Source organism: Mesorhizobium sp. M0174 (genome assembly GCF_040322275.1).
Taxonomy (GTDB): domain Bacteria; phylum Pseudomonadota; class Alphaproteobacteria; order Rhizobiales; family Rhizobiaceae; genus Mesorhizobium.
The window spans coordinates 1-25,344 of record NZ_JAMYTB010000032.1; the positions used below are offsets into that span (position 1 = coordinate 1).

28 protein-coding genes are annotated in these 25,344 nt (G+C 63.7%); 13 read left to right on the forward strand and 15 right to left on the reverse strand.

Going from position 1 to position 25,344, the window contains the following annotated elements:
- Positions 1-358 precede the first annotated feature (358 nt).
- Positions 359-2,209 carry a DNA mismatch repair endonuclease MutL gene (gene mutL, locus NKJ13_RS29525; protein WP_352739227.1) on the forward strand — a complete coding sequence of 617 codons (1,851 nt, stop codon included), beginning with the start codon at positions 359-361 and terminating at the stop codon, positions 2,207-2,209.
- Between the two features lie 34 nt (positions 2,210-2,243).
- On the opposite strand, the gene NKJ13_RS29530 is transcribed toward mutL, so the two are convergent.
- Complete coding sequence (locus tag NKJ13_RS29530; RefSeq protein WP_352739195.1) at positions 2,244-3,050, reverse strand: hypothetical protein; 807 nt, start codon at positions 3,048-3,050, stop codon at positions 2,244-2,246.
- 81 nt (positions 3,051-3,131) lie between these two features.
- Positions 3,132-4,025, reverse strand: coding sequence for a DMT family transporter (locus NKJ13_RS29535; protein ID WP_254817460.1), 894 nt, complete (start codon positions 4,023-4,025; stop codon positions 3,132-3,134).
- Positions 4,026-4,115: 90 nt separating this feature from the next.
- Between NKJ13_RS29535 and NKJ13_RS29540 the strand changes: the two genes are divergently transcribed.
- Together NKJ13_RS29540 and NKJ13_RS29545 are read left to right on the forward strand one after the other, a co-directional pair.
- On the forward strand, positions 4,116-5,051 hold the full coding sequence (locus NKJ13_RS29540; protein WP_352739194.1) for a LysR family transcriptional regulator: 936 nt from the start codon (positions 4,116-4,118) through the stop codon (positions 5,049-5,051).
- Between the two features lie 220 nt (positions 5,052-5,271).
- Positions 5,272-5,505, forward strand: a complete 234-nt coding sequence (locus tag NKJ13_RS29545; protein WP_031211156.1) for a DUF2093 domain-containing protein — start codon at positions 5,272-5,274, stop codon at positions 5,503-5,505.
- Between the two features lie 252 nt (positions 5,506-5,757).
- Here NKJ13_RS29545 and lpxK read toward each other — a convergent pair whose 3' ends face one another.
- The 7 genes from lpxK to NKJ13_RS29580 form a co-directional block, all read right to left on the reverse strand.
- Complete coding sequence (gene lpxK, locus NKJ13_RS29550) at positions 5,758-6,786, reverse strand: tetraacyldisaccharide 4'-kinase (protein ID WP_352739192.1); 1,029 nt, start codon at positions 6,784-6,786, stop codon at positions 5,758-5,760.
- 1 nt (position 6,787) lies between these two features.
- Positions 6,788-8,104, reverse strand: coding sequence for a lipid IV(A) 3-deoxy-D-manno-octulosonic acid transferase (gene waaA / locus NKJ13_RS29555; protein WP_254817457.1), 1,317 nt, complete (start codon positions 8,102-8,104; stop codon positions 6,788-6,790).
- Complete coding sequence (locus tag NKJ13_RS29560) at positions 8,101-8,880, reverse strand: lysophospholipid acyltransferase family protein (protein ID WP_023717166.1); 780 nt, start codon at positions 8,878-8,880, stop codon at positions 8,101-8,103. The genes waaA and NKJ13_RS29560 overlap by 4 nt, the downstream gene beginning before the upstream one ends.
- A 5-nt stretch (positions 8,881-8,885) precedes the next feature.
- The gene (locus tag NKJ13_RS29565) at positions 8,886-9,131 is read right to left on the reverse strand and encodes a DUF4170 domain-containing protein (RefSeq protein WP_023674378.1); all 246 of its coding nucleotides are present in this window, start codon (positions 9,129-9,131) and stop codon (positions 8,886-8,888) included.
- A 74-nt stretch (positions 9,132-9,205) separates the two neighbouring features.
- Entirely contained in the window at positions 9,206-10,012 is an 807-nt protein-coding gene (locus NKJ13_RS29570; RefSeq protein ID WP_352739190.1) for a 3'(2'),5'-bisphosphate nucleotidase CysQ, read from the reverse strand.
- Complete coding sequence (locus tag NKJ13_RS29575; RefSeq protein ID WP_352779209.1) at positions 9,999-11,342, reverse strand: TldD/PmbA family protein; 1,344 nt, start codon at positions 11,340-11,342, stop codon at positions 9,999-10,001. The genes NKJ13_RS29570 and NKJ13_RS29575 overlap by 14 nt, the downstream gene beginning before the upstream one ends.
- 160 nt (positions 11,343-11,502) lie before the next feature.
- A complete protein-coding gene (locus NKJ13_RS29580) occupies positions 11,503-11,856 on the reverse strand; it encodes an FAD-dependent oxidoreductase (protein WP_352739225.1) in 354 nt (117 codons plus the stop codon).
- A gap of 151 nt (positions 11,857-12,007) precedes the next feature.
- Here NKJ13_RS29580 and NKJ13_RS29585 point away from each other — a divergent pair, with 151 nt between their 5' ends.
- Complete coding sequence (locus NKJ13_RS29585) at positions 12,008-12,145, forward strand: hypothetical protein (RefSeq protein WP_352703291.1); 138 nt, start codon at positions 12,008-12,010, stop codon at positions 12,143-12,145.
- Positions 12,142-12,453, forward strand: coding sequence for an ABC transporter permease (locus NKJ13_RS29590; RefSeq protein ID WP_352703293.1), 312 nt, complete (start codon positions 12,142-12,144; stop codon positions 12,451-12,453). The genes NKJ13_RS29585 and NKJ13_RS29590 overlap by 4 nt, the downstream gene beginning before the upstream one ends.
- 12 nt (positions 12,454-12,465) lie before the next feature.
- Here the strand turns inward: NKJ13_RS29590 and NKJ13_RS29595 are convergent, their stop codons facing one another.
- Complete coding sequence (locus NKJ13_RS29595; RefSeq protein ID WP_352703296.1) at positions 12,466-13,140, reverse strand: DUF8692 domain-containing protein; 675 nt, start codon at positions 13,138-13,140, stop codon at positions 12,466-12,468.
- A 104-nt stretch (positions 13,141-13,244) separates the two neighbouring features.
- Between NKJ13_RS29595 and NKJ13_RS29600 the strand changes: the two genes are divergently transcribed.
- On the forward strand, positions 13,245-13,415 hold the full coding sequence (locus NKJ13_RS29600) for a hypothetical protein (protein ID WP_352703298.1): 171 nt from the start codon (positions 13,245-13,247) through the stop codon (positions 13,413-13,415).
- Between the two features lie 46 nt (positions 13,416-13,461).
- Here NKJ13_RS29600 and epmA read toward each other — a convergent pair whose 3' ends face one another.
- A complete protein-coding gene (gene epmA / locus NKJ13_RS29605; protein ID WP_352703300.1) occupies positions 13,462-14,508 on the reverse strand; it encodes an EF-P lysine aminoacylase EpmA in 1,047 nt (348 codons plus the stop codon).
- Between the two features lie 114 nt (positions 14,509-14,622).
- Here epmA and efp point away from each other — a divergent pair, with 114 nt between their 5' ends.
- Positions 14,623-15,189, forward strand: a complete 567-nt coding sequence (efp, locus tag NKJ13_RS29610) for an elongation factor P (protein WP_023674374.1) — start codon at positions 14,623-14,625, stop codon at positions 15,187-15,189.
- A gap of 122 nt (positions 15,190-15,311) precedes the next feature.
- Here efp and NKJ13_RS29615 read toward each other — a convergent pair whose 3' ends face one another.
- Positions 15,312-16,319, reverse strand: a complete 1,008-nt coding sequence (locus NKJ13_RS29615) for an AraC family transcriptional regulator (protein WP_352479928.1) — start codon at positions 16,317-16,319, stop codon at positions 15,312-15,314.
- A 226-nt stretch (positions 16,320-16,545) separates the two neighbouring features.
- On the opposite strand from NKJ13_RS29615, the gene NKJ13_RS29620 reads away from it, so the two are divergent.
- The 4 genes from NKJ13_RS29620 to NKJ13_RS29635 all read left to right on the forward strand — a co-directional run bounded on the left by NKJ13_RS29620 (position 16,546) and on the right by NKJ13_RS29635 (position 20,548).
- Positions 16,546-17,928 (forward strand): FAD-binding oxidoreductase, encoded by a 1,383-nt coding sequence (locus tag NKJ13_RS29620; RefSeq protein ID WP_352739186.1) that lies wholly within the window; start codon positions 16,546-16,548, stop codon positions 17,926-17,928.
- Positions 17,929-18,407: 479 nt separating this feature from the next.
- Positions 18,408-19,448 (forward strand): glycosyltransferase family 2 protein, encoded by a 1,041-nt coding sequence (locus NKJ13_RS29625; protein ID WP_352739223.1) that lies wholly within the window; start codon positions 18,408-18,410, stop codon positions 19,446-19,448.
- Complete coding sequence (locus tag NKJ13_RS29630) at positions 19,423-20,115, forward strand: methyltransferase domain-containing protein (RefSeq protein WP_352739184.1); 693 nt, start codon at positions 19,423-19,425, stop codon at positions 20,113-20,115. The genes NKJ13_RS29625 and NKJ13_RS29630 overlap by 26 nt, the downstream gene beginning before the upstream one ends.
- The gene (locus tag NKJ13_RS29635) at positions 20,108-20,548 is read left to right on the forward strand and encodes a GtrA family protein (protein ID WP_352707211.1); all 441 of its coding nucleotides are present in this window, start codon (positions 20,108-20,110) and stop codon (positions 20,546-20,548) included. The genes NKJ13_RS29630 and NKJ13_RS29635 overlap by 8 nt, the downstream gene beginning before the upstream one ends.
- On the opposite strand, the gene NKJ13_RS29640 is transcribed toward NKJ13_RS29635, so the two are convergent.
- Together NKJ13_RS29640 and NKJ13_RS29645 are read right to left on the reverse strand one after the other, a co-directional pair.
- Entirely contained in the window at positions 20,545-21,177 is a 633-nt protein-coding gene (locus NKJ13_RS29640; RefSeq protein WP_352739182.1) for a hypothetical protein, read from the reverse strand. The genes NKJ13_RS29635 and NKJ13_RS29640 overlap by 4 nt on opposite strands.
- A complete protein-coding gene (locus NKJ13_RS29645; RefSeq protein ID WP_352739180.1) occupies positions 21,164-22,321 on the reverse strand; it encodes a putative hexosyltransferase in 1,158 nt (385 codons plus the stop codon). Before NKJ13_RS29645 ends, NKJ13_RS29640 begins: the two co-directional genes overlap by 14 nt.
- Positions 22,322-22,394: 73 nt before the next feature.
- Here NKJ13_RS29645 and NKJ13_RS29650 point away from each other — a divergent pair, with 73 nt between their 5' ends.
- Both NKJ13_RS29650 and NKJ13_RS29655 read left to right on the forward strand, forming a co-directional pair.
- On the forward strand, positions 22,395-22,628 hold the full coding sequence (locus tag NKJ13_RS29650) for a hypothetical protein (RefSeq protein WP_352509449.1): 234 nt from the start codon (positions 22,395-22,397) through the stop codon (positions 22,626-22,628).
- 2 nt (positions 22,629-22,630) lie between these two features.
- A complete protein-coding gene (locus NKJ13_RS29655) occupies positions 22,631-23,371 on the forward strand; it encodes a gamma-glutamylcyclotransferase (protein WP_352703309.1) in 741 nt (246 codons plus the stop codon).
- Here NKJ13_RS29655 and NKJ13_RS29660 read toward each other — a convergent pair.
- Positions 23,358-25,340, reverse strand: a complete 1,983-nt coding sequence (locus NKJ13_RS29660; protein ID WP_352779211.1) for a glycoside hydrolase family 127 protein — start codon at positions 25,338-25,340, stop codon at positions 23,358-23,360. The genes NKJ13_RS29655 and NKJ13_RS29660 overlap by 14 nt on opposite strands.
- Positions 25,341-25,344: the final 4 nt, after the last annotated feature.

Sequence of the window (25,344 nt, forward strand, 5' to 3'; positions counted from 1 at the left end):
GGCCATTCGCTTCAGATTTTGGCCTTCGCCCGACTAAATCCACTAAGTCAATTGGGGGCCAAGCCCATTCACTTCAACAATATTCCTATCTCTACATCGTGGCGGGACAGCACCCCCTCTGGCCTGCCGGCCATCTCCCCCGCAAGGGGGGAGATTGGCGGTTCATGCGTCCCGCCAACCTTTGAGACATTGGAGACTGGCGGAGGCCGAGGCGACATCCGATCTCCCCCCTTGCGGGGGAGATGGCCGGCAGGCCAGAGGGGGGTGGGACGGAGCGCAACGGAGCAGTCTCCCTGCCTTGCAACAATCAACGTTCTCCCCCTCCCGCATCGGCCACGAATCCGCCTATAGTGCTGCCATGCCCATCCGCCAGCTTTCCGAAACGATGATCAACCAGATCGCCGCCGGCGAAGTCATCGAGCGTCCGGCAAGCGTGGTCAAGGAACTGGTCGAGAACGCGCTCGATGCCGGCGCTACCAGAGTCGAGATCGTCACCGCCGGCGGCGGGCTGAACCTGATCCGCGTCAGCGATGACGGCTCGGGCATTCCGGAAAAGGAACTGGCGCTGGCGATCGCGCGCCATTGCACCTCCAAGCTCGCCGACGACATTCACGACATCCGCTCCCTCGGCTTTCGCGGCGAGGCCTTGCCCTCGATCGGCTCGGTGGCGCGGCTGTCGATCCGCTCGCGCACCGCGTCCAGTGAAAACGCCGCCGAGATCGGCATCGACGGCGGTCGCGTCTCCGCCGTCAGGCCGGCCGCGGCCAATCGCGGCACCACGGTCGAGGTGCGCGACCTGTTCTTCGCCACGCCGGCGCGGCTCAAATTCATGAAGGGCGAGCGCGCCGAAAGCTCGGCCATCGGCGACGTGGTCAAGCGCATCGCCATCGCCTTCCCCGCCGTGCGCTTCACTCTGGCCGGCCCGGACCGCTCGACGCTGGAACTGCCGGCGACCGACGACAGCCCGGAAGGCCGGCTGCGCCGGGTGGCACAGGTGATGGGCGCCGACTTTCCGGACAATGCGATCGCCATCGACGCGATGCGGGACGGCGTGCATCTCGCCGGCCATGTCTCGGTCCCCTCCTTCACCCGCGCCAACGCGCTACAGCAATACGCCTATGTCAACGGCCGCCCGGTGCGTGACAAATTGATCGCCGGCGCCATTCGCGGCGCCTTCGCCGACGTGCTGCCGCGCGACCGCCATGCCGTCACTGTGCTGTTTCTGACGCTCGATCCGGCGATCGTCGACGTCAACGTCCACCCGGCCAAGGCAGACGTGCGCTTCCGCGACCCGGGGCTGGTGCGCGGGCTGATCGTCGGCGCCATCCGTGAAGCACTGGCCCATGCCGGCATCCGCGCCGCCACCACGGGGGCCGCCGGCATGATGGCGGCGTTCCGGCCAGGCGCGGCATCCTATGCGCATGGCGGGCCGGCCAACGGTCACCGCAGTTACGAGGCCGTCTATCGGGCCTCAGGCTTTGCCGGGTTCGATCCGGCCGGTTCGCCGCAGCGGCCGCTCGATATGGGCGGCGGCTTTGGCGAAAACGATCAGGCGGCCTTCGAGGCCGGGCCGCCGCACAGTGCCGACGCGCGCGCCGGACAGGACCAGGCGGCAGAGACGCTGCTCGGCACGGCATTGGGCGCGGCGCGCGCACAAGTGCATGAGAACTATATCGTCGCCCAGACCAGGGATTCGCTCGTCATCGTCGACCAGCATGCGGCGCATGAGCGGCTGGTCTACGAGGCCTTGAAAAATGCGCTGCACTCACGCGCGGTGCCGTCACAGATGCTGCTGCTGCCCGAGATCGTCGATCTCTCGGAGGAAGACGCCGAACGGCTCGCCATGCACTCCGAGACGCTGGCCCGCTTCGGCCTCGGCATCGAGCGCTTCGGCCCCGGTGCCGTCGCGGTGCGCGAGACGCCGTCGATGCTCGGCGAAACCAACGTCCAGCAGCTGGTGCGCGACCTCGCCGACGAGATCGCCGATAACGATACGGTCGACACGCTGAAGGAGCGGCTGGACAAAATAGCCGCGACCATGGCCTGCCACGGCTCGGTGCGTTCCGGCCGTCTACTCAAACCGGAAGAGATGAACGCGCTGTTGCGGCAGATGGAGGCGACGCCCGGCTCCGGTACCTGCAACCACGGCCGCCCCACCTACATCGAGCTCAAGCTGTCGGATATCGAGAGGCTGTTCGGCAGGCGGTAAGCCTTACCCTGCGCAACGTCAAGCGAGCACCTGCTCAGTTCACCAATTTCTGATACTTCTTGGTTTTGCGAGAGAAAACATAGTCCATCGTGTAACCGGCGCCACCGCCGCGAAAGTTTACAGATATAATCTCGACGGTTTTTTCAGTCTGTTTTTGAACGTTCATATAGATTGGCGTCATCAGCATTCCCGCGTCGCAATCTTCGTCATCGAAAGCGATCTCTTGAACGACTTTCTTGCTGCGCTTGCTGATGACTAGCAACTTTTCCATGCAAATGCCGGCATCGGTTTTCGCGTAGATTCCCGCAAATCTATCGGTGGCGGTCTGCGCCCAGAACGGGATCTCAACGGTTCCGTCAATCTTCCCGTCGCCGGTATCGTCCAGGCTCGCAACTTTCTTGAGCGTAACGGGATGTTTGTCCGCACCCTTGTTCCAGGCTCCTGTTGCGCCGCTTTCACCAATGTCCAGAGAAAATGGGCATCCAGTGGTGTCGACGGGCGTTTTCGATCCCATGACCAGCACCCGGTCGAATTCCTTGTCGTCCGCAATCTCGCAAAGGGATACGCTGGTGCCGTTGATCTTGCCGTACACTGCTATCGGGCTTTGCTTCGCGTCGTAGAAATAGCTCCCCTCGACCGTAATCCCGCTGCCGAAACTGTCATTCCTCTGCAGCGACAGATGGACTGGGTTAGGCCCAATGAAACCTTCGTAGTTTTCGACCTGGTACCAACCCGCGGCGGCTTTTTGGCTGAGCAGCAACACGAAAAAAACTGCGGAGATAAACTGCATTCCCATGTCGACCCCTCGATGCGCTTCGCCAATGCAAATCAATGTAGACATCCGCCTGGCTCATGTCTGCATCGCAATGGCCGTCAGCAGCGGCTCCTAGCTTGAGTCGGGAAAAGCCTTCAATTATCTGATTCATCTCTTCAAATTCACCACGATGACGCCGCCTAGCGCCAGCGCGCCGCCGATGATGCCGAGCAGCGTCGGCACCTCGCCCAGCCAGAAGAAGCCGATCAGCGTGGCCACCGGCGAGACCAGATAGAGGAAATTCGAGGCGCGGGCGGCGGGCAGGCGCGACAGGGCGGTGGCCCAGGCGGCATAGGCGATGAGGCTGGGCACGATGCCAAGAAAGATGACCGCGCCGAGCCCGGCGGTGTCGGCGACCGCCGCTTGCGCCAGACCACTCGGCAGGAAGGGCGACAGGCAGAGCGCGCCAAGCACCATGTTCGAGGCCGAGATGGTCAGCGGGTGGTGGCGGCCAAACAGCGGCTTCTGGACGATGGTGTTGACGGCCGAGCACAATGCCGAGCCGAGGACAAGCAGCGCACCACTGTTGAAATGCAGCCCTTGCCCCTCGCCCATGGCGATGATGCCGATGCCGGCGAAGGACAGGAATGTGCCGGCCCAGGCCAGGCCCGAGAAGCGTTCGCCGAGCAGCGCCATGGCCATGATGGCGGTGAAGATCGGGCTGACATTGATGATGAAGCCGGCCGCACCGGCCGAAACGGTCAGTTCGCCGAAATTGAGCATCACCGTGTACAGCGCGACGAAGACGGCACCACCGAAGACAAAGCGCCAGAGTTCATCGAGCCTGGGCAGTGCCGGCCGCTTGACAGCGAGGAAGATCGCCGCCGGAACAGCGGCGATGGCAAAGCGCAGCGCGCCAAGTTCCAGCGGCCCGAAAGCGGCAAGGCCGGCGCGGATCGCCGGAAAGGCCGAGGCCCAGCCGACCACCGTCAGCGCCACCGCGATGGCAGCCGTGGCATCCATGCGCTGTGTCGTATTCAACGTGCCGGTGTAAGCGCTCATCTGAGTGTCCTCGCGATCCAATGCCATGAAGTAGAGAAACGCTATTGCGGGTCGGTTGACAAACGAACAAATCGAGGATCACCTGTGACTATGGATCACAGCTTAGACCCGATGCTGCCGCTCGAAACGCTGCGCGCCTTCGACGCCGCGGCTCGGACCGGCAGCTTTTCGGCTGCGGCCGAGAAGCTCAATATCACCCATGGCGCCGTCAGCCGGCAGATCGCCAAGCTCGAGGGTTGGCTCGGGCTGAAAGTCTTCGATCGCGGCGCGCGCGGCGTCTCGCTGACCATCGAGGGCAACCGCCTGCATCTGCGCACCACCGAAGCCTTCGCCCTGATCGCCAGCAATTCGGATCGCTGGGTTGAGCCGCGCGGCACGGCGGTGGTGCGGCTGACCTCGATCCCCTCGGTCAGCGGGCTGTGGCTGATGCCGCGCATGGCGGCGCTGGAGAATCACCCGTCCAAGCTGCGGATCATGCTCGACGTCGACATCCGCCAGGGCGATCTTGCCGACGAAGGCATCGACCTGTCGATCCGCTGCGGGCGCGGCCGCATTCCGGGCCGGATCTCGGTGCAGCTTTTCGAAGAATATGTGTTCCCGGTCGCCTCGCCGGAATTGGCCAGGGAGATCGGCCGCGGAGATCCTGCCCGGCTGCTCGAATTTCCGGTGATCAACGATTCCGACGCTTCGGCCTGGCGCGCCTGGTTTGCGGCGCAGGAGATGGACTATCGGCCGCGGCCGCACGACCGCCGTTTCGAGGACTACAACCTCGTGCTCGACGCCGCCGCGCACGGGCTCGGCATTGCGCTGGCACGTCCGCCGTTGACGGTGGACCAATTGAAGTCGGGCCGCATCGTCGCCGTCGACGAACGCAGCGTTCTCAGCCCGATATCCTACTGGCTCGACCGGCCGCTGGGGCGGCCGCGCGCAGCCGCCGCCGAGCTCGCCCGGCGCATCGCCGTCCAGGCAGGGCTGCCAGCGGAGAAGATCGAGCAGTTTATCACGGCCGAGGAAGGAGATGCCTAAGACGCGTCGCGTTCGACCGGCATCATGCGACGTGCTTCAGGTTCTTGTGTTTATGCATGTCGCGCAAAACCGCCGCACACTTTGCGCGACATGCATTGGCATTCGCTTTGCCGGCTTGTTTGAGCAAGTGTCACCAGAAACAGAACCAGGCAAGGCCAACCAAGCTTGACCTCGCCGCAATTTGTGGCGATGACATCGTCATGAATTTCGGCACCACCCCATGATGAACCGTTTCGAAGGTCCCGGCGGCAAGGAAGCCCGCATCCGCTATCTCGATGGCGACTTCCAGGTGACCAGCCCCGGCGCCTTCGTGCGCTGCGCGGTGACCGGCGAGAGCATCCCGCTCGACGAGCTCAAATACTGGAGTGTCGCCAGGCAGGAACCCTATGTGAATGCCGCCGCCTCGCTGCGCCGCGAGATCGAAGCGCATCCGGAACTGCGCCGCCGACGCTAGTCCAGCGCAAATGGGGAGTCGCCCCGTTGCGACCCTGCGCCCTCTGCCGCGGCGTCAGGCCGGCAACACCGAAACCTTAAAGGCTATCTTGAAATAAAAAACCGCCTCGGGCTCGAGGGCGGGTCACCGGCGAATCATCACTATACCCAAATTAGTAGCATAGCTGCCGGCACAAAGCAAGAACAAAATACGCTCGACCGGCGGAAAGCTGCAAATTCCAGTCCTACATCGCCTCGGTGCTCAAGCTGCTGATCAGCCCGTCAGCCTGCGCTGCCGCCAGGCATCCAGCGTCTCGTCGATAATGCGCTGCGGCACGTGGTCAAGCTCGAACACAGTGTCGATCTTCAGCACATCGAGCCCGTCGAGGAATTCCGGCGGTGCTGCGCCGTGACGCAGGCGGGCAGCGTCCTTGGCGGTGGTAATGAGGCCAAGCCCGGCTTTACGTGCTGTCGCCGCCAATTCGGCAAGCTCGTCCGCACTGTAGAAATGATGGTCTGGAAATGGTCGGGTCAGCGCAAGCTCGCCCCCGGCCTCGCCTACGGTGTCGAAAAACCTGTCGGGATGACCGATGCCGGCGAACGCCAGGAACCGCCTGCCGGCCAGCGTCACCTTGCTGCTCGGCACGGTATGCGCCTCGAAGATCGGCCTGCCGGCGCGCGCTGCCTGGCGCACAACCGTATCGGCCGCGGTGCCCTCGCCCATTTTCAGCAAGGCGCTGGTGAAGACCAATTGGTCGACGATGTTTGCCCGCAGCGGCCCACCGGGGATGACGCGGCCATTGCCGATGCCATGGCGCGCGTCGACGACGACGAGCGCATAGTCGATGTGGATGCGCGCGCTCTGAAAACCGTCATCCATGATCAGGAAATCGCAGCCGAGCTTCTCCAGCAGAAGCCTGGCGCCGGCGGCCCGGTTCGGCGTCACCGCGACCGGCGCGTGTTCGGCCAGAAGCAGCGGCTCGTCGCCGACATGCTTGGCGGCGTCGTGGTGCGGATCGACGATATGCGGCTGCGCGAAGGAGCCGCCATGGCCGCGTGACAGGAAACCCGGATTGAGCTGCATGCGCCGGGCCTGCTCGGCCAATGCGATGGCCACCGGCGTCTTGCCGGTGCCGCCGACGGTGAAGTTGCCGACGCAGAGCACCGGCGCCTCGACCTTTTCGCGCGGTGCATGCCGCATGCGGCGACCGGCGACAAGCGCATAGATGGCGGAGAGCGGCGACAGCGCCGTGACCCGCCAGTCGGGCTCTTCCCACCAGAAGGGCGGCGCTTCCGAGGTCACGTCAGCGCCCGTTCGCGCCCTTCAGGCGCGACTTGACGACCAGCGGCTGGATATAGGGCTCGAGCGACCTGAGCGTATGTGCCAGCGCACCGCGCATCTCGTCGACGGTCGCCGCGCCCGCCGCCATCATCTCATGGCGGGCCGCCTCGTTGGTCAAAAGGAAATTGACGGCGCCGGCCAGCATATCGCGGTCGCGCACCAGCTTGGCGCCGCCACTATCGAGCAGGCGCTGATAGGCCTCGCGAAAATTCTGGACGTTGCGGCCGGCAAGCACCGCCGTCTCCAGCATGGCCGGTTCCAGCGGGTTCTGGCCGCCCTCGGAAGTCAGCGAACGGCCGACAAAGGCGATTTCCGTCAGTCTCAGATAAAGCCCCATCTCGCCGATCGTGTCGCCGAGCAGTATATCGGTGTCGGCAGTGATCCTGTCGCCCTTGCTGCGCTGCGCCAGCTTCAGGCCCATGCCGGAAATCTGGGCGGCCAGCTGCCCGGCGCGATCGGGATGGCGCGGCACGATGATCGTCAAAAGCCCGTGGTGGCGCTTGTGCAGCATCGCATGAACTTCGGCGGCGACCGCCTCTTCGCCATCATGGGTCGAGATCGCCGCCCAGGTCGGGCGACCGCCGATCTGGCGTTTCAGCGCCGCCAGTGCTCGCTCGTCCGCCGGCGGCGGCGCGGTGTCGACCTTGAGATTGCCGGACACGGTGACCGGCCGGGCGCCGAGCGAAAGGAAGCGCTCGCCATCGAGATCCGATTGGGCAACGACATGGGCGAGATTTTCGAACAATGCTTCGGCAATGTTGGCGCGCTTCTTCCAGGATTTGAAAGAGCGGTCGGACAGCCTGCCGTTGACCAGAACCTGCGGCACGCGGCGGGCGCCGAGTTCCAGGATGGTCATCGGCCAGATCTCCGATTCGGCGATGATCGCCAGGTCCGGCTGCCAATGGTCGAGGAAGCGGCTGACCGCCGGCTTGAGGTCGAGCGGCACATATTGGTGGATGATGCGGTCGCCCAGCCGTTCTTCGGCGACCTGCGCCGAGGTGACGGTGCCTGTGGTCAGCACGATGTTGACGCCGTAATCGAGAATGCTCTCGACCAGCGGCACGACGGCGATGGTCTCGCCGACGCTGGCTGCATGGATCCAGATCACCGGGCCTTCGGGGCGCTCGCGTCCGGCGACGCCGTAGCGTTCACGCCGGCGAATGCGGTCCTCCTTGCCTCTGGATGTGCGCCAGGCGACGTAAGGTCCGACCAGCGGGTAGGCGGCCGCCCCGGCGAAACGGTATGCCGTCAGGAAGGCGCGCGCCCAGCGCATACTCATTTCGAACCGTCCACAAGGCGATAGGCCTCGGCGGTCGCGGCATTGAGCGAGGCCGTGACCTCCTGGCGCTTGCGTTCCATTTCCGCGGCGTCGGCGTTGGCCGGTACGAAGACTGGCGTGCCGACGACGATCGAGGAGCGGCCGAAGGGCAAGTTGATCGTCGTCTTGTCCCAGCTGCCCTCGATCACCTTGCGGCGGCTGGTGGCTATCGCGGCAGGCAGGATCGGCCGGCCGGACAGCCGCGCCAGGAGGACGACACCCAGCCCCGCATCGCGCGGCGTGCCGTGGGGAATATCAGCAATCATGGCGACATTCTTGCCGGTGGCGAGCGACTTTTTGAGGGCGATGAGCGCCTTGGCCCCGCCCTTGTCGAGATGCCTTGCGCTTTCGCGCCCGCCAGAGCCGCGCACCGCCTCGATGCCGAATTTCTCGACCATCAGCGCGTTGAGCTCGGCATCGGCGCTGCGCGACACCATGGCAACCAGCGGCCGTCCCTTGGGATAATAGGCCGGGGTCAGCAAATGCTGGCCGTGCCAGAGCGCGATGATGCCAGGCTCGAGCTGCGCATAGGCGCCGCCGGAAAACTTGGCCGATCCGTCGACCATGCGGTTGGTCAAGCGGACAAGGCGGACGAAATACGCAAACAGCGCGGCAAGCGCATTCTTGACGAATCGCGACTGCGCCAGCGGTTCGCGGATCTTGCGCCAGAACGTCTTCGGCTTGCGACGTCTGACCGCCGACCGCGGGGCTGATCGCTTGACCGCTTCATGGTTCATTGATGTCAACCGACAGCCTTGTTTTCGGGGTCGAGCAGGCGGTGCAGGTGAACGACGAAATAGCGCATATGGGCATTGTCGACGCTGGCTTGCGCCTTGGCCTTCCAGACGGCGTGCGCCGATTGGTAGTCCGGATAAATGCCGACGATGTCGAGCGCGTCGAGATCGCGGAATTCGGTGCCGCCCAGCTTCTTGAGTTCGCCGCCGAACACCAGGTGCAAAAGCTGTTTCTTTCCGTCTTCAGCGGCCATGTCGATCCTTCACATATCGTGAGTTTGGGACAGGTCTAGACCAAAGCCGCCGACTTTGGAACTATTGATAATGTTCAATTGTCCAGCCCGGCGATGACGCTGGCGAGCACGGCGAGGAGTTCGCCGCTGCCGGCGGCGAGCGGTCCGTGACGGATCACTTCGCCGGCATAGAGCGGCGCGCGGCCGTGCCGATCGAGCAAGGCGCCGCTTGCCTCGCGCAGGATGAGATCGGCCGCGGCGATGTCCCAGTCATGCGCGTTGGCCTTGACGAAGGTGGCATCGAGCTGGCCGCCGGCGATCATCGCCAGCCGGTAGGCGAGCGAAGGAATATAGGGCACCCGCTTCAGCCGTTTGTGCCATTTCGCCGGCAGCAGGTCGATCATCGGCTTCGGTCCGGCGATTTCCGCCGTTTCCGACGGCGGACGCACGCTGATGCGCTTGCCATTCAGGAACGCGCCCTCGCCGGGCAGCGCCCAATAGATCTCGCCCTTCGCCGGGCAGTCGAGCACGCCGGCAAGCGTGCGGCCGTTCTCGACCACCGCGACGCTGACGCACCATGTGGGCAAGCCCTCGAGGAAGCCGCGCGTGCCGTCGATCGGATCGACGACGAAGGTGCGGCGCGCGATAAGCCTTACCGGGTCGTCGACGGTTTCCTCCGACAGCCAGCCATAGTCCGGCCGGGCCGCCAGCAAGGTTTCGCGCAGATATTTGTCGGCGGCGTGATCGGCTTCGCTGACCGGCGAGGTGCCGCCCTTCATCCACACCTGCGGATTGTTGTTGAAGTACTGCATGGCGATGAGCCCTGCCTCGCGGGCCGCGTCGCGCAGCAGCTGCAGGTCTTCAGTAGCGCCGGCCGAGACGGCCGGATCAAGCTCCGGCAAGGGTCATTCCTTCGATCAAAAGCGTGGGCGCGGCAGTGCCGAAATTGCGATCGAGATCGCTCGCCGGAACCATGTTGAGGAACATGGTTTTCAAATTGGAGGCGATGGTCACCTCGGCGACGGGATAGGCCAGCTCGCCGTTTTCGATCCAGAAGCCGGAAGCGCCGCGGCTGTACTCGCCTGTCACCATGTCGACGCCCTGGCCGAACACTTCGGTGACGTAGAAGCCGGTCTTGAGCGACTTGATCAGCTCTTCCGGCGTCCGTTCGCCAGGCTCGATTGCGAGATTGGTCGATGACGGCGAGACGGACGAGCCGCTGCGCGAGCCGCGCCCATTTGTGACAAGGCCGAGCTCCCGCGCTGCCGAGGCCGACAGGAACCAGTGGTTGAGCACGCCCTTGTCGACCATGAACAGTTTTTCGCCCTCGACGCCTTCGCCGTCGAACGGGCGCGAGGCCTGGCCGCGGCGCCGGAGCGGCTCGTCGGTGACGGCAATTGCGGCCGAAGCCACCTTCTTGCCCATCATGTCGCGCAGAAAGCTGGTCTTGCGCGCCACGGCGGCGCCATTGATGGCACCGGCGAGATGGCCGGCAATGCCGCGAGCCACGCGCGGATCGAACACCACGTCGACCGGCCCGGTCGCAGCCTTGCGCGCGCCAATACGGCGTACGGCGCGCTCGCCGGCCTTGCGGCCGATGTCTTCCGGCGCGTCGAGATCGGAAAAATGCTGGCGCGAAGAGAATTCGTAATCGCGCTCCATGCCGGTGCCCTCGCCGGCGATCACGCTGGTCGAGCGCGAAAAGCGCGACGCGACATAATGGCCGACAAACCCATGCGAAGTGGCGAGCACAAGGCCGCCCAGCCCGGCACTGGCGCTACTGCCGGCCGAATTGGTGACGCCCCTGACGGCAAGCGCCGCCGCCTCGGCGGCAAGGGCTGCTTCCTTCAACTGGTCGGCCGATACCTGAGTGGCGTCGAACAGATCGAGGTCGCGCGGCGTCTTGACCAGCAAGGCCGGATCGGCGAGACCCTGATAGGGATCTTCGGGCGACACTTTGGCCATGGCGACGGCACGCTCGGCCAGCATATTGGGGTTGGATGCCGCCGTTGCCGAAACGCTCGCTACCCGCTTGCCGACGAAGACACGCAGCGAGACGTCCTCGCTCTCGGACGCCTCTGTGCCTTCGACCTTGCCGAGCCGCACCGACACGCCGGTCGAACGGCCGCGCACCGCAACCGCATCCGCGGCATCGGCGCCGGCCCGTTTGGCAGCCTCGACCAGGGCTGCGACGCGATCGGTCAGTTTCGCTGCGTCGAGCGTATCGGTCATGCGCATGATCCTGTTATTTCCGGCCGGCAGAAGGGCAGCCGTTGCTGCACCATCTATTGTCCCGGTGCGGCTTCTGCAATGGGAGAAGCGGACAATCAGGGGGTATCCAGCCCAGGTCGGCGCGACTTGATCGCAACCCGACGGCGAAATGTTCGATCGATCAGGCGCGGAAGCGATCAGCCGAAAACGCCGCGAGACGCGCTGGATCGCCGCGACCAGTGATCAGCTCGGCGACTAGGCGCGCGGTGATCGGCGCGAGTGTCAGGCCGAGATGACCATGACCGAAGGCATGGATCACCCTGGAGGCGACGGACCGATGACCGGCCGGGAATCGGTGACATTCATCGAGTCCGGGAAGTACAGACCGCTGGCCCCGGTCGCGGGCAGGCCGAGCTCCAGCGCGGCCACCGCTTCCGGCATCAGAACCTCTTGATGGACGCCAAACCCGGCGCGCAGCGCCCTGCCCCCAGCGGCCTTGGCGAAATCGCTCTCGCGACGATACAAGTAGAGACAGCCGTTGGAGCGCGGCAAGTCTGCCAGGTCAGCGTCCGCCACCACCTCCTCCCAGGCCGTCAGGGGCTCGGCCAGCAGACCGGCGAGCGCCAGCGCATTGGCGCGGGTGGCCGCCGGAAGCGATTGGCGCACGAATTGGAGGCATTGAAAGAGTGCCGCCGGAGCAGGCGATCTTCCTGCAGGTGTTCATGCCCACATTCTTCGTCGCCGCGGCGGAGACGCTGGCCACGCTGATACTGGGCTTCCCCCTCGCCTGCCTCATCGCCTCCGTGCCCAAGGGCCTCGCATGATGATCCTGTTTCTCCTCCTGATCCTCGTTCCGGTTCCCTTATCGTTCAACAGCGGCGCCTTCTTCATCTTTCCGCTGGAGGGGATTTCGACGCGCTGGTACGCGGTCGTGCTCGGCACCCAACGCTGGCAATCGGCGATCGGGAACAGCCTGATCGTTGCGTTCGGGACGACGCTGATCGCAACGACACTCGGCACGTTTGCAGCGATTGCGCTTTCCGACGAAAAGTTTCCCGGCCGCCGCATCGTCATGCCGCTGCTGCTGTCGCCCCTGATCGTGCCGGTGGTGATCACCGCCGTTGGCTCATAGCATGTGCGGCAGTCAGCCTGTAGAGTTGGGATCGGCTGGATCCACCCACGGGCGGCCCAATCGTGTCACCATCGCCGCGTACCCGACGGCACCTGCCGCCCAAAGAAAGATGCCAAGCTCTTTGACGGCGTCTTCGGCGATGTCGACCGCCGAATCCGAGGTTGGAAACAGCTCTCCCAGCTGGTCGATGGCTGCTGACATCGCGAGTAGGAAGCCTGCGGCCACAAATACGATCGTGCCCTCGAATGTCTTCCGTCGCAGCCGAAAGAACCAGAACAACCCGGCGACGGCATAGGCAATCATGGGAACAATCTCTGGTATCGCAACAACGGGCAGCACGTCCTCATGGATCAACAACAGGTCATCGAGGCCCAAAACCAGGGTAAGGCCGCCGAGAAACGTGCAATCCCATCGGCGCGTGAGCCGACCAGCAAACAGGGTCGCAGCGCCGGTGCCGATCCATAATGAGGCACCTAGAGACGAAATCCACCCCGTATAGAAGCCGACGTCGGCGGCTGCAGATGGATCTCGATAGAAGATCGTAGCGTCCAGACCAAGAATTTGCGCGACGAACAGCGCTGCCAAGAGCATCACAACGTTAATCGCTGCGGCCGCAAGTATGACCAAGCGCCAGGACATTGTCCATTCGCCGCCATGCTTTGCGTCCAGCGCGTTCTTGTCTGGCATTGTGCCCAGGCCCATTCTGAGTACGCTGGCCGCTAGCTCCGCTGCGCCGCGAACTCCGCCAGCACTATGCCGGCCCACCATGATCGCGGCAACACACGGAACGGTTGCAGCGCTTCGCCCATGACCAGTCGTCGTGGTGCAGTTCCCGGCCAGTGCCAACGGCCGCGCGAAAAGCTCTCCCGGCAATCACCGCCGCCGGCACGCTGATGATGGGTCTGTCGATGTTCGTCGTCGCTAATCTTCTGGCCGACGGAGCCAGCGGCGGCCTGGCCTGACATGTAATTGGTCCAAATCTGACGCGTCGGTCAGCCCAACCTATCGTCAGGGACCAGCCACCGGCGTCCAGATCACGTCGTCGACCCTGAGCGCGCCGGTGGCGAGCATTACCAGCCGGTCGAAGCCGAGCGCGGCGCCGCTCGCCTGCGGTATGATGGCGAGCGCGGCGAGGAAATCCTCGTCGATCGGGTAGCGTTCGCCATAGACGCGCTGCTTCTCGTCCATCTCGGCGGCAAAGCGCCGGCGCTGCTCGGCCGGATCGGTCAATTCGCCAAAGGCGTTGGCGAGCTCGACGCCGCAGCAATAGAGCTCGAAGCGCTCGGCGGTGCGTGGATCGTCGGCGCTCGGCCGGGCCAATGCCGCCTCCGAGATCGGGTAGCCGTAGAGGATTGTGGCACACCCCTGCCCCAGCGCCGGTTCGATTTTTTCGACCATCACCCGGCTGAACAGGTCGGCCCAATTGTCGTCGGGCGCGGTCCGCAATTCGGCCTGGACCAAGGCGGCATGCAAGCCCTCGCGGTCGGTGCTGCCGTCGGCTGCTACCGTCGCCAGCAGATCGATGCCGGCATGGCGCATGAAGGCCTCGGCGACGCTCAACCGTTCCGGCTCGGCAAACGGGTCGGCCTCGCGGCCGCGGAAGCTAAGACGCTTTGCGCCCGCCCGTTCGGCCGCCAGCGCGACGAGCTCGGCGCAATCGCGCATCAGGCTCTCATAGGTCTCGCCGACGCGGTACCATTCGAGCATGGTGAACTCAGGATGGTGCAAGGGGCCGCGCTCGCGGTTGCGCCACACAGCCCCGAAGCTGAAGATGCGCTCTTCGCCGGCAGCAAGCAGCTTCTTGCAGGCGAATTCTGGCGAAGTATGGAGATAGAGCGGCTGGCGCTGCCCGTCCGGCCCGATCGCCTCGGTGGCAAAGGCCGACAGGTGCGCTTCATTGCCGGGCGAGACCTGCAGGGCCGATGTCTCCACCTCGACGAAGTCGCGGCGGGCGAACCAGTCGCGCATGCCAGCGGCAATGGCGTTGCGCAGAATCAGCCGCGGCCGGCGGTCGGCGTGGACATGCGGCGTCCACCACGGCGAAGCGGCGGTCATCGGCTTCAGGGGAATTGCACAGAGGGCTGGCGATTGCGGCCAAGATGCGCTAGGCCGCACGCAACGGCCTCTCCAGCCGATTTGCGCCAACAAATTTTATCAGGATGGAAACCCGTGAAGGTCATCGCCAGCTCCTTACGTAAAGGCAACGTCGTCGAAAAGGACGGCAAGCTTTATGTGATCCTCTTTGCCGAAAACATTCATCCTGGCAAGGGTACGCCGGTCACCCAGCTCGACATGCGGCGCATCTCCGACGGGGTAAAGGTTTCCGAGCGTTATCGCACCACAGAGCAGGTCGAGCGCGCCTATGTCGAGGAGCGCGAGCACACGTTCCTCTATCGCGACGGCGAAGGCTTTCACTTCATGAACCCGGAGACCTATGATCAGGTCGCGGTGCCGGAAAGCGTGGTCGGCGACATGGCGCCTTATCTGGTGGAAGGGATGCCGGTACAGATCTCGCAATACAACAACATCGCCATCTCGCTGGTGCTGCCGCAGCGCGCCACTTTCGAGGTGGTCGAGACCGAGCCGGTGACCAAGGGCCAAACGGCATCCTCATCCTACAAGCCGGCAACGCTGTCCAACGGCGTGCGCACCCTGGTGCCACCACACATCAGCGCCGGCACCCGCGTGGTGGTGATGACGGCCGATGGCGCCTATGTCGAGCGCGCGAAGGATTGAGGCGCGAAGCTCGCCGAAAGCGTCGCGGCGGCCGGTCATCGTCTACCGCTTTGTGCCAGGGGCTTTCGAGTATTGGGACGCTGCACGCAGACCGAAGCGTCAACGCCCCAGCCAGTTCTTTCCTATTGCACGACGCCAGCGGGCAATCTGTGAGCCTCGAGCAATGCCGACCGTCCCTTTCGCCAGGTGCCAGGTGGAATGCCGACGAACTTTTTGAAGGCGCGATTGAAGGCGGCTTCCGACTCGTAGCCGACCTCGGCACCCGCCTGCGCGATGCTCATTCCGGGCCGTTCGAGCAGACGTCCCGCCAGTTGCAGACGCCAGCGAGCAAGATAGTGCATCGGCGAAACCCCGACATAGTGGGTAAAGCGGCTCGCAAACGCCGTGCGTGAGAGCCCCACTTCGCGGGCGAGCCGGTCCAATGTCCATTCCTCCCTGGGGCGAGCGTGAATAAGCCGGAGCGCCTCGCCGACATGTGGATCCCGTAGGCCTGACAGCCAGCCGCGCGAATCGTCGGGGAGGGTCTCGAGATGGCGGCGGATGATCTCGACAAACATCAGCTCGCTCAGCTTGGCAAGGATCGTTTCACAGCCCGCCCGCCCACTGCCACCTTCTGCCAGCGCCAGCCGAAAAAGGTCGATAACCCAGCTGCTTCCATCGGCGGGCTTGCGGGCACACAGGATGGCCGGCAATGCGGCGAGGAGAGGATTGAAGGGACGCGCATCGCACCCAAGATACCCGCAAATGAACCGGGTCCGCTCGTCTCCCCCGCCCCCATGGATCACCGCGAACGGCAGGCTCTCGTCTATCGGCCGATAATACATCGCCATATTGGGTTCGCCCCGCGCCCCCGGCGAGGAGCTCAACACATTCGGAACACCACCGGGGAAGACAACGACATCACCAGCGTTCACGAGCACCGGGGGGACGGAATCGTCTGCCAGCGCGGCCCAGCACGACCCCGACATCACGGCATGAAAAGAGATGATGTGCTCTGCCTCCGGCATGACGGCGGCGGCAATGTCGGCAGTGCCCGGCGACTCGCCGACCCAGGGAGAACTGGCGTCGACGTCGAAATAGATCGCACCGGTGAGGCGAACGGCCCGGAGCACATCGGAAAGGACATCCATGCACTACACCTCCGGAAACGATCGGCTACTCCCTTTGACAACGAGTTTTTCCGCCAGGCATCTCGAACTATCCGGCAATATGGCCGCCCGAGCAACCATCCATCCGGTCTAATCCTACTCTGAACGATCGGGCAACAGAAATGGACGATGTGACATTTGCGGGAACAGCGGACGGGATTAGCGTTTCGTCGGCCGGCCGACAGGTCCAATAACAGGGAGGAATGTCATGAACGATGAAGACATCACCAAATTCGCAGTAAGCCTGCGAGGCGAAGTCATCCGCGCCGGCGACGCCGGCTATGACGAGGCCCGCAAGCTCTACAACGGCATGATCGACAAGCGGCCGCTGATCATCGCCCGCTGTGTCGACGTCGCCGACGTGATCACAGCGGTGAATTTCGGCCGCGACGACAATTTGCTGGTTGCGGTACGTGGCGGCGGCCATAACGGACCAGGATTGGGGAGTTGCGACGACGGTCTGGTGATCGACCTGTCGGCGATGAACGGTGTGCGCGTCGATCCGGATGCCCGTACGGCGCGGGTAGGCCCGGGCTGCACTCAGGGCGACGTCGACCACGCCACCCATGCCTTTGGCCTGGCCGTACCGGCGGGCATCATCTCGACCACCGGGGTCGCCGGACTGACGCTGAGCGGCGGCCATGGCTATCTGACGCGCAAATATGGCCTGACCATCGACAATCTGGTCGAGGCCGATGTCGTGCTTGCCGATGGAAGCTTCGTCACAGCAAGCAAGGAGCGGAACCCCAACCTGTTCTGGGCGCTTCGCGGCGGCGGCGGCAATTTCGGCATCGTCACCAGCTTTGTGTTCAAGCTCCACCAGGTCAGCATGGTCTTTGCGGGGCCGATCGCATGGGATCAGCGCCACGCCCGCACCATCATGCAGCATTATCGCGAGTTCCTGCCGAACGCGCCCGAGGAACTCGGGATCTTTCTCGGGCTCAAGACCGTCCTCTCGAGCGCACCGTTCCCGGAAGAGTTTTGGGGAAAGCGGATGTGCCTGCTGATGTGCTGCTACAACGGCCCGGAGGAAAAGGGCAGAGAGGCGCTGGCCCCGCTGCTCGATGCGCTGCCCGCGCCCTGGTTCAACTGGATGGGAACGATGCCCTATCCCGCGGTGCAGAGCATGTTCGATGGGCTCTACCCGAAGGGAATGCAGTGGTACTGGCGGGGCGATTTCGTCAAGACGCTGTCCGACGAGGCGATCGACGCCCATCTCGAGCAGGCGGCGAAGACGCCGAGCGAGCTATCGCTCATGCACCTCTACCCGATCGACGGCGCGGTCCATCGCGTCGGCAAAGACGAGACACCCTGGAATTACCGGGATGCGACCTGGTCGATGGTCATCGCCGGGATCGATCCGGACCCACAGAAAGCCGGGCCGGTGACCCGCTGGACCAAGGCCTACTGGGAGGCCGTGCATCCGTTCGATCTGGGTGGCGCCTACCTGAACTTCATGATGGATGATGAGGGCGAAGGAAGGCTCAAGGCGGCTTATGGCGATAATTATGAGCGTCTGGCTACGCTGAAGAAGAAATACGACCCAAACAACCTCTTCCGGGTGAACCAAAACATCCGGCCGGCTGCTTGACGGCGGCGGCGACCGGCCAGGCCGGCAAGTGTCGTACCGGCTGCGGGCCAGCTGAGGCTTGGCCGGTACGATAAGGCGGCCGGTTAGGGCGCTCGCTGGCCTGCCAGCGGGACACTCGGCCGCGCTCGCCGACCGTGTTCCATGAGCGATGTCCGGCATGCGTCAAAAGCGGTCGGCCCGCACCCTTAGGGTCACCCGTAGCCCCGCTTCAACCGACAAGTCCGGGAGAGTAGGCCTAGCGGTCAACGCGTTATGCCTCAACGACTGCTTCTCGCCAGCCCGATCGCGCCGGCAGCCACCGATAGTTTACGCCTCGATGTGGACGTCCGACCTCACGACGACATCCTCCAAGTGCTTATCGAGAACCGGTACTCCCTCCAGAACTAGATAAATTAGCAGTTTCTTAAGTGCCTTTGGAACTTTGTAGCTTTCGTTCCATTTTCAACCGCATGCGAGAGTCTGTGGTCCACGACCCTGGAATGACGGTGAACAGGTCACCGCCTCGCTACTCGCTGGTCCTGCCCGTATACAATGAAGAACAGGTGCTTCCTCGGCTGATCGAGCGGATCAGTTCGCTTATCGGCCGGCTGGACGGCGAAACGGAGGCCATCTTCGTCGATGACGGAAGCCTCGATGGAAGCGTCGAATACCTCCAAAAGGTGGTTGCCGCCGAGCCGCGCTTTCGGCTGATCGAATTTTCCCGCAATTTCGGTCACCAGGTGGCGATTACCGCCGGTATGGACGCCGCTGCGGGCGATGCCGTCATCGTCATGGATGCAGACCTGCAGGACCCGCCGGAAGTCGTTCTCGACCTGGTGGCAAAGTGGAAGGAAGGCTTCGAGATCGTCTATGCCCGCCGAGTCAAGCGCGAGGGCGAATCCTGGTTCAAGCGCTTTACGGCAAGTCTTTTTTATCGCCTGCTGGAGAAAATGACGTCGGTCGATATTCCGCGCGACGTCGGCGACTTTCGCCTGGTCGGCCGCAAGGCGCTGGAAACCTTCAAGCATATGCCCGAACATGACCGCTTCGTCAGGGGCATGTTCGGCTGGATGGGCTTCAAGCAGACGGCAGTGCCATTTGAGCGCCACGCGCGAACCCTGGGCCAGACCAAATACCCGTTCTGGAAGATGATGCACCTTGCGGTTCACGGCATCGTCAGTTTCTCCGAGAAGCCGTTGCGCCTGGCGCTCTGGGGCGGATTGGCCATTTCCGCGCTGGCGGTGGTCTTTGGTGCCTACGCCATGTTTGCCTGGTTTTTTGAAGCCGGCGTCATTGCCGGGTGGACATCCACGGTGGTGATCGTGTCGCTCCTGTGCGGCATTAATCTTTTCATGACCGGCGTGGTCGGGCTCTATGTCGGCAGCATCCACGCCGAGGTGAAACGCCGCCCGCTGTACGTGATCGATCGGCTCACCGGCTTCGACGAGGCGATGCGTGCCGTCTCTGGTAAGCGCTGCCAATCGTTTCACAAGCCCAGGAGTGGAGTCCCCGCCAATGGGCGAACTCTTCGACAGCCATAATTCCAACTATGGCGAGGCGGTCGAAGGGTCCATCCGGTTTTCCGGACTCAGGCACGACTTCTTCCTTATCGCCAAGGCGGACCTGCTGCGGCGTTTGGTGGTCGAGCGAAAGCTTCGGCAGGGTGGGTCGGCTGTAAGGGCGCTGGATGTCGGCTGCGGCATCGGTTCGCTCCACCCCTATCTCGACGGCGCTTTCGACAGCCTCGATGGTTGCGACGTCTCGCAAGACTCGATTTTGCGCGCCAGCCAACACAATCCGCGTGTGGCCTACAGGACCTGCAGCACGCAGGGGCTGCCTTATGAGGACGGCACGTTCGATCTGGCTTTCGCCAGTTGTGTCGTCCATCACGTTACGCCCTCCTCCTGGGTCGATTTCTTCCTGGAAATGCGGCGCGTCGTGCGGCCAGGCGGCATCGCCTGCATCATCGAGCACAATCCCTATAATCCGATGACGCGCCTTGCGGTGTTCCGGTGTCCGTTCGATCAGGACGCAGTCCTGCTCAAAGCCGCCAGAGCAAGGTCCCTCTTTCAGGAAACAGGCTTCAGCGACATCCGCTCCGAGCATTTTCTGCTGCTACCCTCGGCAAGGCCCTTGGCCAGAAGAGTCGAGCGCGTATTCGCGCCTTTGCCGCTTGGAGCGCAGTATGCGTGCAGTGCGCATGTCTGAGCGCCGTTCGACCGGCGACGCCGGGCTGAGGCTGCTGGCGCGCTTCGGGTCGGTCGGCATCGCTGCAACGATCCTATATGCAGTGATGGCCACCGCTTTGGTCGAATGGCAACGGTTTGGCCTCTCGCCGGTCGGTGCCTCGCTCGCAGCTTATACCGCTGCCGCCCTGTTTTCTTATCTCGCGCATAAGTTCGTGACCTTCGCGTCGAGCGGATCGCATCGATCGGAGGCTCCGCGTTTTCTCTTGCTGACGGCAACCGGCTTCGCGGTGGCTTACGCGGCGCCGGCGCTTTTGACGGCGAAACTCAGTCTGCCGCCGATCATTGCCATCCTGGTTACATGCTTGCTTGTTCCAGCGGTCAATCTCCTCATGCTCGACCGCTGGGTTTTTGCGCAGCGAAGACGCGGCCAGCAGCGCGATCGCCCGCCCTAATCCGCGTCAGTGGGATCGAGCCGGAGCGACAACAATTTGATGGAGCGCTTATAGATGTTGCTGGCGGCAGGAGTTTGCGGAATGCCGTCGAGGTAGTCGAAGGCGATGTCGAGTGTCTTGGCCTCGGCGAGAGCCGCCGGTGGGATGACGAACGAGACGGTGCGTGGCTCTTTGCCGGACAGCGTCACCGCATGCACCCGAACGCCGTTCACCGAGATCACAACCCTTTGCGTGATCTGTGGCGGACGAATGACAGCGGCCATTTGCAGCGTGGCTGTCAGGCCGTCGCGAAGCGGCGGTATCTCCAGGCGAAGCCGCGAGGTCTCGCCCAGCGAATGGGTGCCGTCGGCTACCGGTCCCGACCAGCCGCAGACCCTCATGCCGGCTGCCTTTTTGGCTCCGTCGGACCGGAACGACACCGTCTGGCCAAGGGTGTAGCTGCCGACCGCATCGCGATTGAGGCAGGTTGTCGTCCGGTCGATGTAATAGGCGCGATAGTCGGCATTGACGTTTGGATTGAGAGCAAGCGCAAGGATGATGACTTCCGCCCCGGCCAGAACCGCCGCCAGCGTGTAGCCGCCAAGCGAGGCCGCGCGCCGATGCGGGCCCGGAGTGCTAGACCAGGGCAAGATAGCCCCCGATCCATGCCACCGTCATGAAATAGCAGGCGCCCAGGAAGAGACCCAGAGCCGAAAGAAAAGTCAGCTTCGACGCCGACAACAACGTGGTCAGCAACATTGTCAGAGGCGAAAGCCCAATGACGTATCTGACCATCGAGGCCAGGTTCGTGATCAGCGGCAGGATGATGCAGCAGGCGCAGAACAACGCGGCGCCATATTGCCTGCGAACCGCCAGAACCGCCGATAATGCCAGTCCTATGAGTGCGGCGAGCGCGCTCCATTGCGGCGCCGTAGGCAGCCATCCAGTCGTCGGAACGGCCGAGAGTCCATCCCATATGAAGGCGAGCGGATTGCCCGCCACCCGTCCAAACGCGCGCTGGACGTGCAGGAAGGCAAAGCCGTCCCCGACCGTCAGATAGAGGAACAGGATGTAGGCGAACAAGCCGGCAGGCGAGATGAGAATTGCAACGAGCAGATCCGGTCGGCCAAGCACCCAACGTGGGAACGAAAGCGCCGATCCGCCCTTTGCGCGGTAATCCCTGAACATCTGAATGACGGTCGCAAATACAACAAGCACTCCGACGAGCCTGGTTGCCGACAGCAGAGCCGATGACAGCCCCGCGGTCAGATAGCTGGAGCGTTTGAGTGCCAGAAAAACGCACGACGTCAGGAGCACGAAAAGAGGTTCGGTCAGGAAAGTCGTGAAGTGAAAGGAGAACGGGCCGCTGAGCAGAAAGGCGCAATACAGCACATAAGCGCGCATGTTCTTCTCGAGCAGCGGCCACGCCACCAGACAGGCCGCGTAGCTGCACGCAATCGATGCGATCGACGCGAGCAGTATCGTCGGCAAAGGGAAAACAGACCGGATTGCCGCCACCAGCATCGGATAGAGCGGAAAGAAGCCCCAGCGTCCGACATTGCTCTGGCCTGGAATGGGAAAGCGCTCATAACCGTGTTCGGAAATGTCGACATACCACGCGCAATCCCACCGGCAGAGCGCCTGGGCATAGGCTGCGAAGCCTGGTTCCGCCGAGATCGAGGCAAATGCCGCATAGCGAATGGCCAGTCCACCGACGACGAACAGCAATGGCACCGCCACGACGGCGACCGCAATATAGCGACCGCCGGGACGCGCGACAGCTTCGAGCGCCACAATCTGCCTCCACCCGTTCAAGTGACTGGCGCCACTCAAAGCTAGATGACGCGCGCCCGGGCGAATTCAAGGCATGCATTTGGCGGCTCAAATTGGTGATACCAGCGATCCGGCGTCCCTGAGCCAGACCAGCATCTCGCTGCATCACGTTGAAATGGGTTCAGTCGACGCGTTTAACCCGTCGCGTAGGTATTTGTGCAGTCAAGCTGTTGTACACGACAGTTCGAATCCTGATACCGCGCTGGTGTACTCGGCCCTTGAGAATCTTTCAGCCTTCGGCAACATGGCGGCAAGGCTGAGAGCATGAGGATGAGCAAGGTCATTTCCGCCGCATCACGGCGTTCGCCGCGCAAGACACCGATGGCGCTGACCGAGGCGCTGGTCGCCCGCACTTTGCGTGCGGTCGAGGATGCCGGGCCGACACCGGGCATGGTCTACATGACCGATGCCGATTACGCGCGCATTCGCGACGAGGTGTTGGCCGGCGCGCCGGCCAGGCCGGTGAAGCTGTTCGCCTATGGCTCGCTGCTGTGGAAGCCGGCCGGCGAGGTCAGAGGTGGCGAACGGGCCGTGGCGACGGGCTGGCACCGTTCGTTCTGTTTTACGGTGCAGCGCTTCAGGGGCACCGTCGAGCAGCCCGGCCTGATGATGGCGCTCGACCGCGGCGGCCAATGCCAGGGCATGGTGTTCGAGACCGCCGAGCCCGTGGCGGCCAATCTCGAGGCGCTGCTGCGCCGCGAGATGACCATCCTGCCCTCCGTCAACGTGCCGCGCTGGCTGCAGGTCAGGACGGGCGGCGGCATGGGCCAAGCGCTTGGTTTCGTTGTCGATCGCGCCAATCCGCGCTATGCAGGAAAGCTCGAAAAGCAAGCGATAGCGGCGACCCTGGCAACGGCCGTCGGCCATTGGGGTTCGGGCGCCGAATATCTGTTCGAGACCATTCGCCATCTCGACGCCTGCGGCATCCGCGACCGCAATCTCTGGCAGCTGCAGGAACTTGTGGCCGAGGAGATCGGTCGGGCGCTGCCGCCGGGCTTCATTCGTCCCTGAGCCAGACCAGCATCTCGCCGGGGTCGCGGTTGTCCCAGGCGAAATACGGCACGGCGGTGACTTTTGCCTCCTCGACCGCCGGCGGTTCGGTGCGGTAGAGCCCCTCTTGCCAGTTTTCGAAAGCCGCCTTTTTGGCGATCGCCGAAAGTGTCACGACGCCGCCCAGAAGATTCGGCTGCTGATGCGCCTCGATGTCGGCCGTTCGCGGCAGGGCGATGCGGTGCAGCTGGCTGGAATTGTCGGTCTCCTCGACGCAATAGATCAGCGGCCCGCGCGCCAGTGCGACGCGGCCGATATCCTGCCGCACCTGGGGGTTGGCGTATAGACGGTCGACCGCCATTTCGAGGTCGAGCTCGACGCGGTCGCCCTTGCGCCATTCGCGGCGGACCGCGGCATAACCGTCGCTGGTGACAGTAGCCAGATCGACATCGGCGCCGTTCACCTTGAGCGTTGCCTTGCGGCACCAGCCCGGCAGGCGCAGGTGCAAGGTGAACGCGGTCGGCGCTTCCGGTTCGACGGAGATCGAGACCGCACCGTCCCAGGGATAATTGCTGGTCTGGGTCAGCTCTATTTGCCGGCCGGCGATATCGAAACGAGCCGTGCCGTTTCCATAGAGATGGACGGCGAGTGCGTCGTCCGACAGGCCATAGAAATAGCTGCCGATCGAGGCGACCATGCGCCCGACATTGGGCGGGCAGCACGGGCAGCGGTGCCATTTCCAGCGGTGGTGGGCGCCGCTGCTTTCGAGCGGATTTTCGTAGAAGAACAGCGAGCCGTCGAGCGACAGGCCGGAGATCGAGCCGTTGTAAAGCGCCCGCTCCATGATGTCGGCATAGCGCGCATTGGGACCCATGCCGAGCATGCGGCTCGCCCAGAACACCAGGCCGACCGAAGCACAGGTTTCGGCATAGGCGGTGTCGTTTGGCAGGTCGTAGTCGGCGGTGAAACCCTCATTGTGCGAGGACGGCCCGAGGCCGCCGGTGACGTAGAGGTTCTTGGTCATGAGATCGTCCCAAAGCCGGTCGAGCGCCACCCGTAGCGTGTCGTCGCCATATTCGGTGGCGATGTCGGCCATGCCCGAATAGAGATACATCGCCCGCACCGCATGGCCGACGACCTTGTCCTGCTCGCGTACCGGTTTGTGCGACTGGTTGTATTCATAGGTCTTGAAATGATACGCCTTGGGGTCGGCGCCGCGGGCGCGCGCCTCCTCGTCGAAATAATGCGGCTCAAGTCCCCGCTGGTCGATGAAATATCTGGCGAGGTCCATGTATCTGCGCTCGCCGGTCACCCGTGCCAGCTTGACCAGCGCCAGTTCGATCTCCTCATGGCCGCAATAGCCCTTCTTCTTGCCGGGCTCGGGACCGAACGTCTCGGCGATATGGTCGACATAGCGGCACATGATGTCGAGCAGCTTGCGCTTGCCGGTGGCCTGGTAGTAGGCGACGGCGCCTTCGATCAGATGGCCGGCGCAATAGAGCTCGTGGCAGTCGCGCAGATTGGTCCAGCGCAGGCCGGGCTGGATGCGCTGGTACCAGCTCGACAGATAGCCATCGGGCTGCTGCAGCTTGCCGTACATATCGATGACGGCGTCGATCTTCTTCTCCAGCTCCTCGTTGCGGCGACGGTAGAGCGAATAGGCGGCAGTCTCGATGGTCTTGCCCCAATCGGAGTCCCAGAACATCTGCGTGGTCACCGTCGATCCGGTGAACTCGTTGCCGGCGGTGGCGGCCTCGTCCGGCGAGGGTGAGTGGAACGGGATGACGACGCCGGGCGACGGCCGGTCCGGGTCGATCTGCTCGAGCATGCGCGCCTCGACGCAGCGGTCGTAGAGGATGCCGGCGGTCTTCGAGGCGACGGCATCGACGCGGTCGCCCCAGAAGCCGCGCACGTCGACCTGCGGCACCGGCAGCGGGCGGAAGGCGAGTTTCGGCTTGACGCCCTGACTGGCGGATTGCGATGCGGTCATCAAT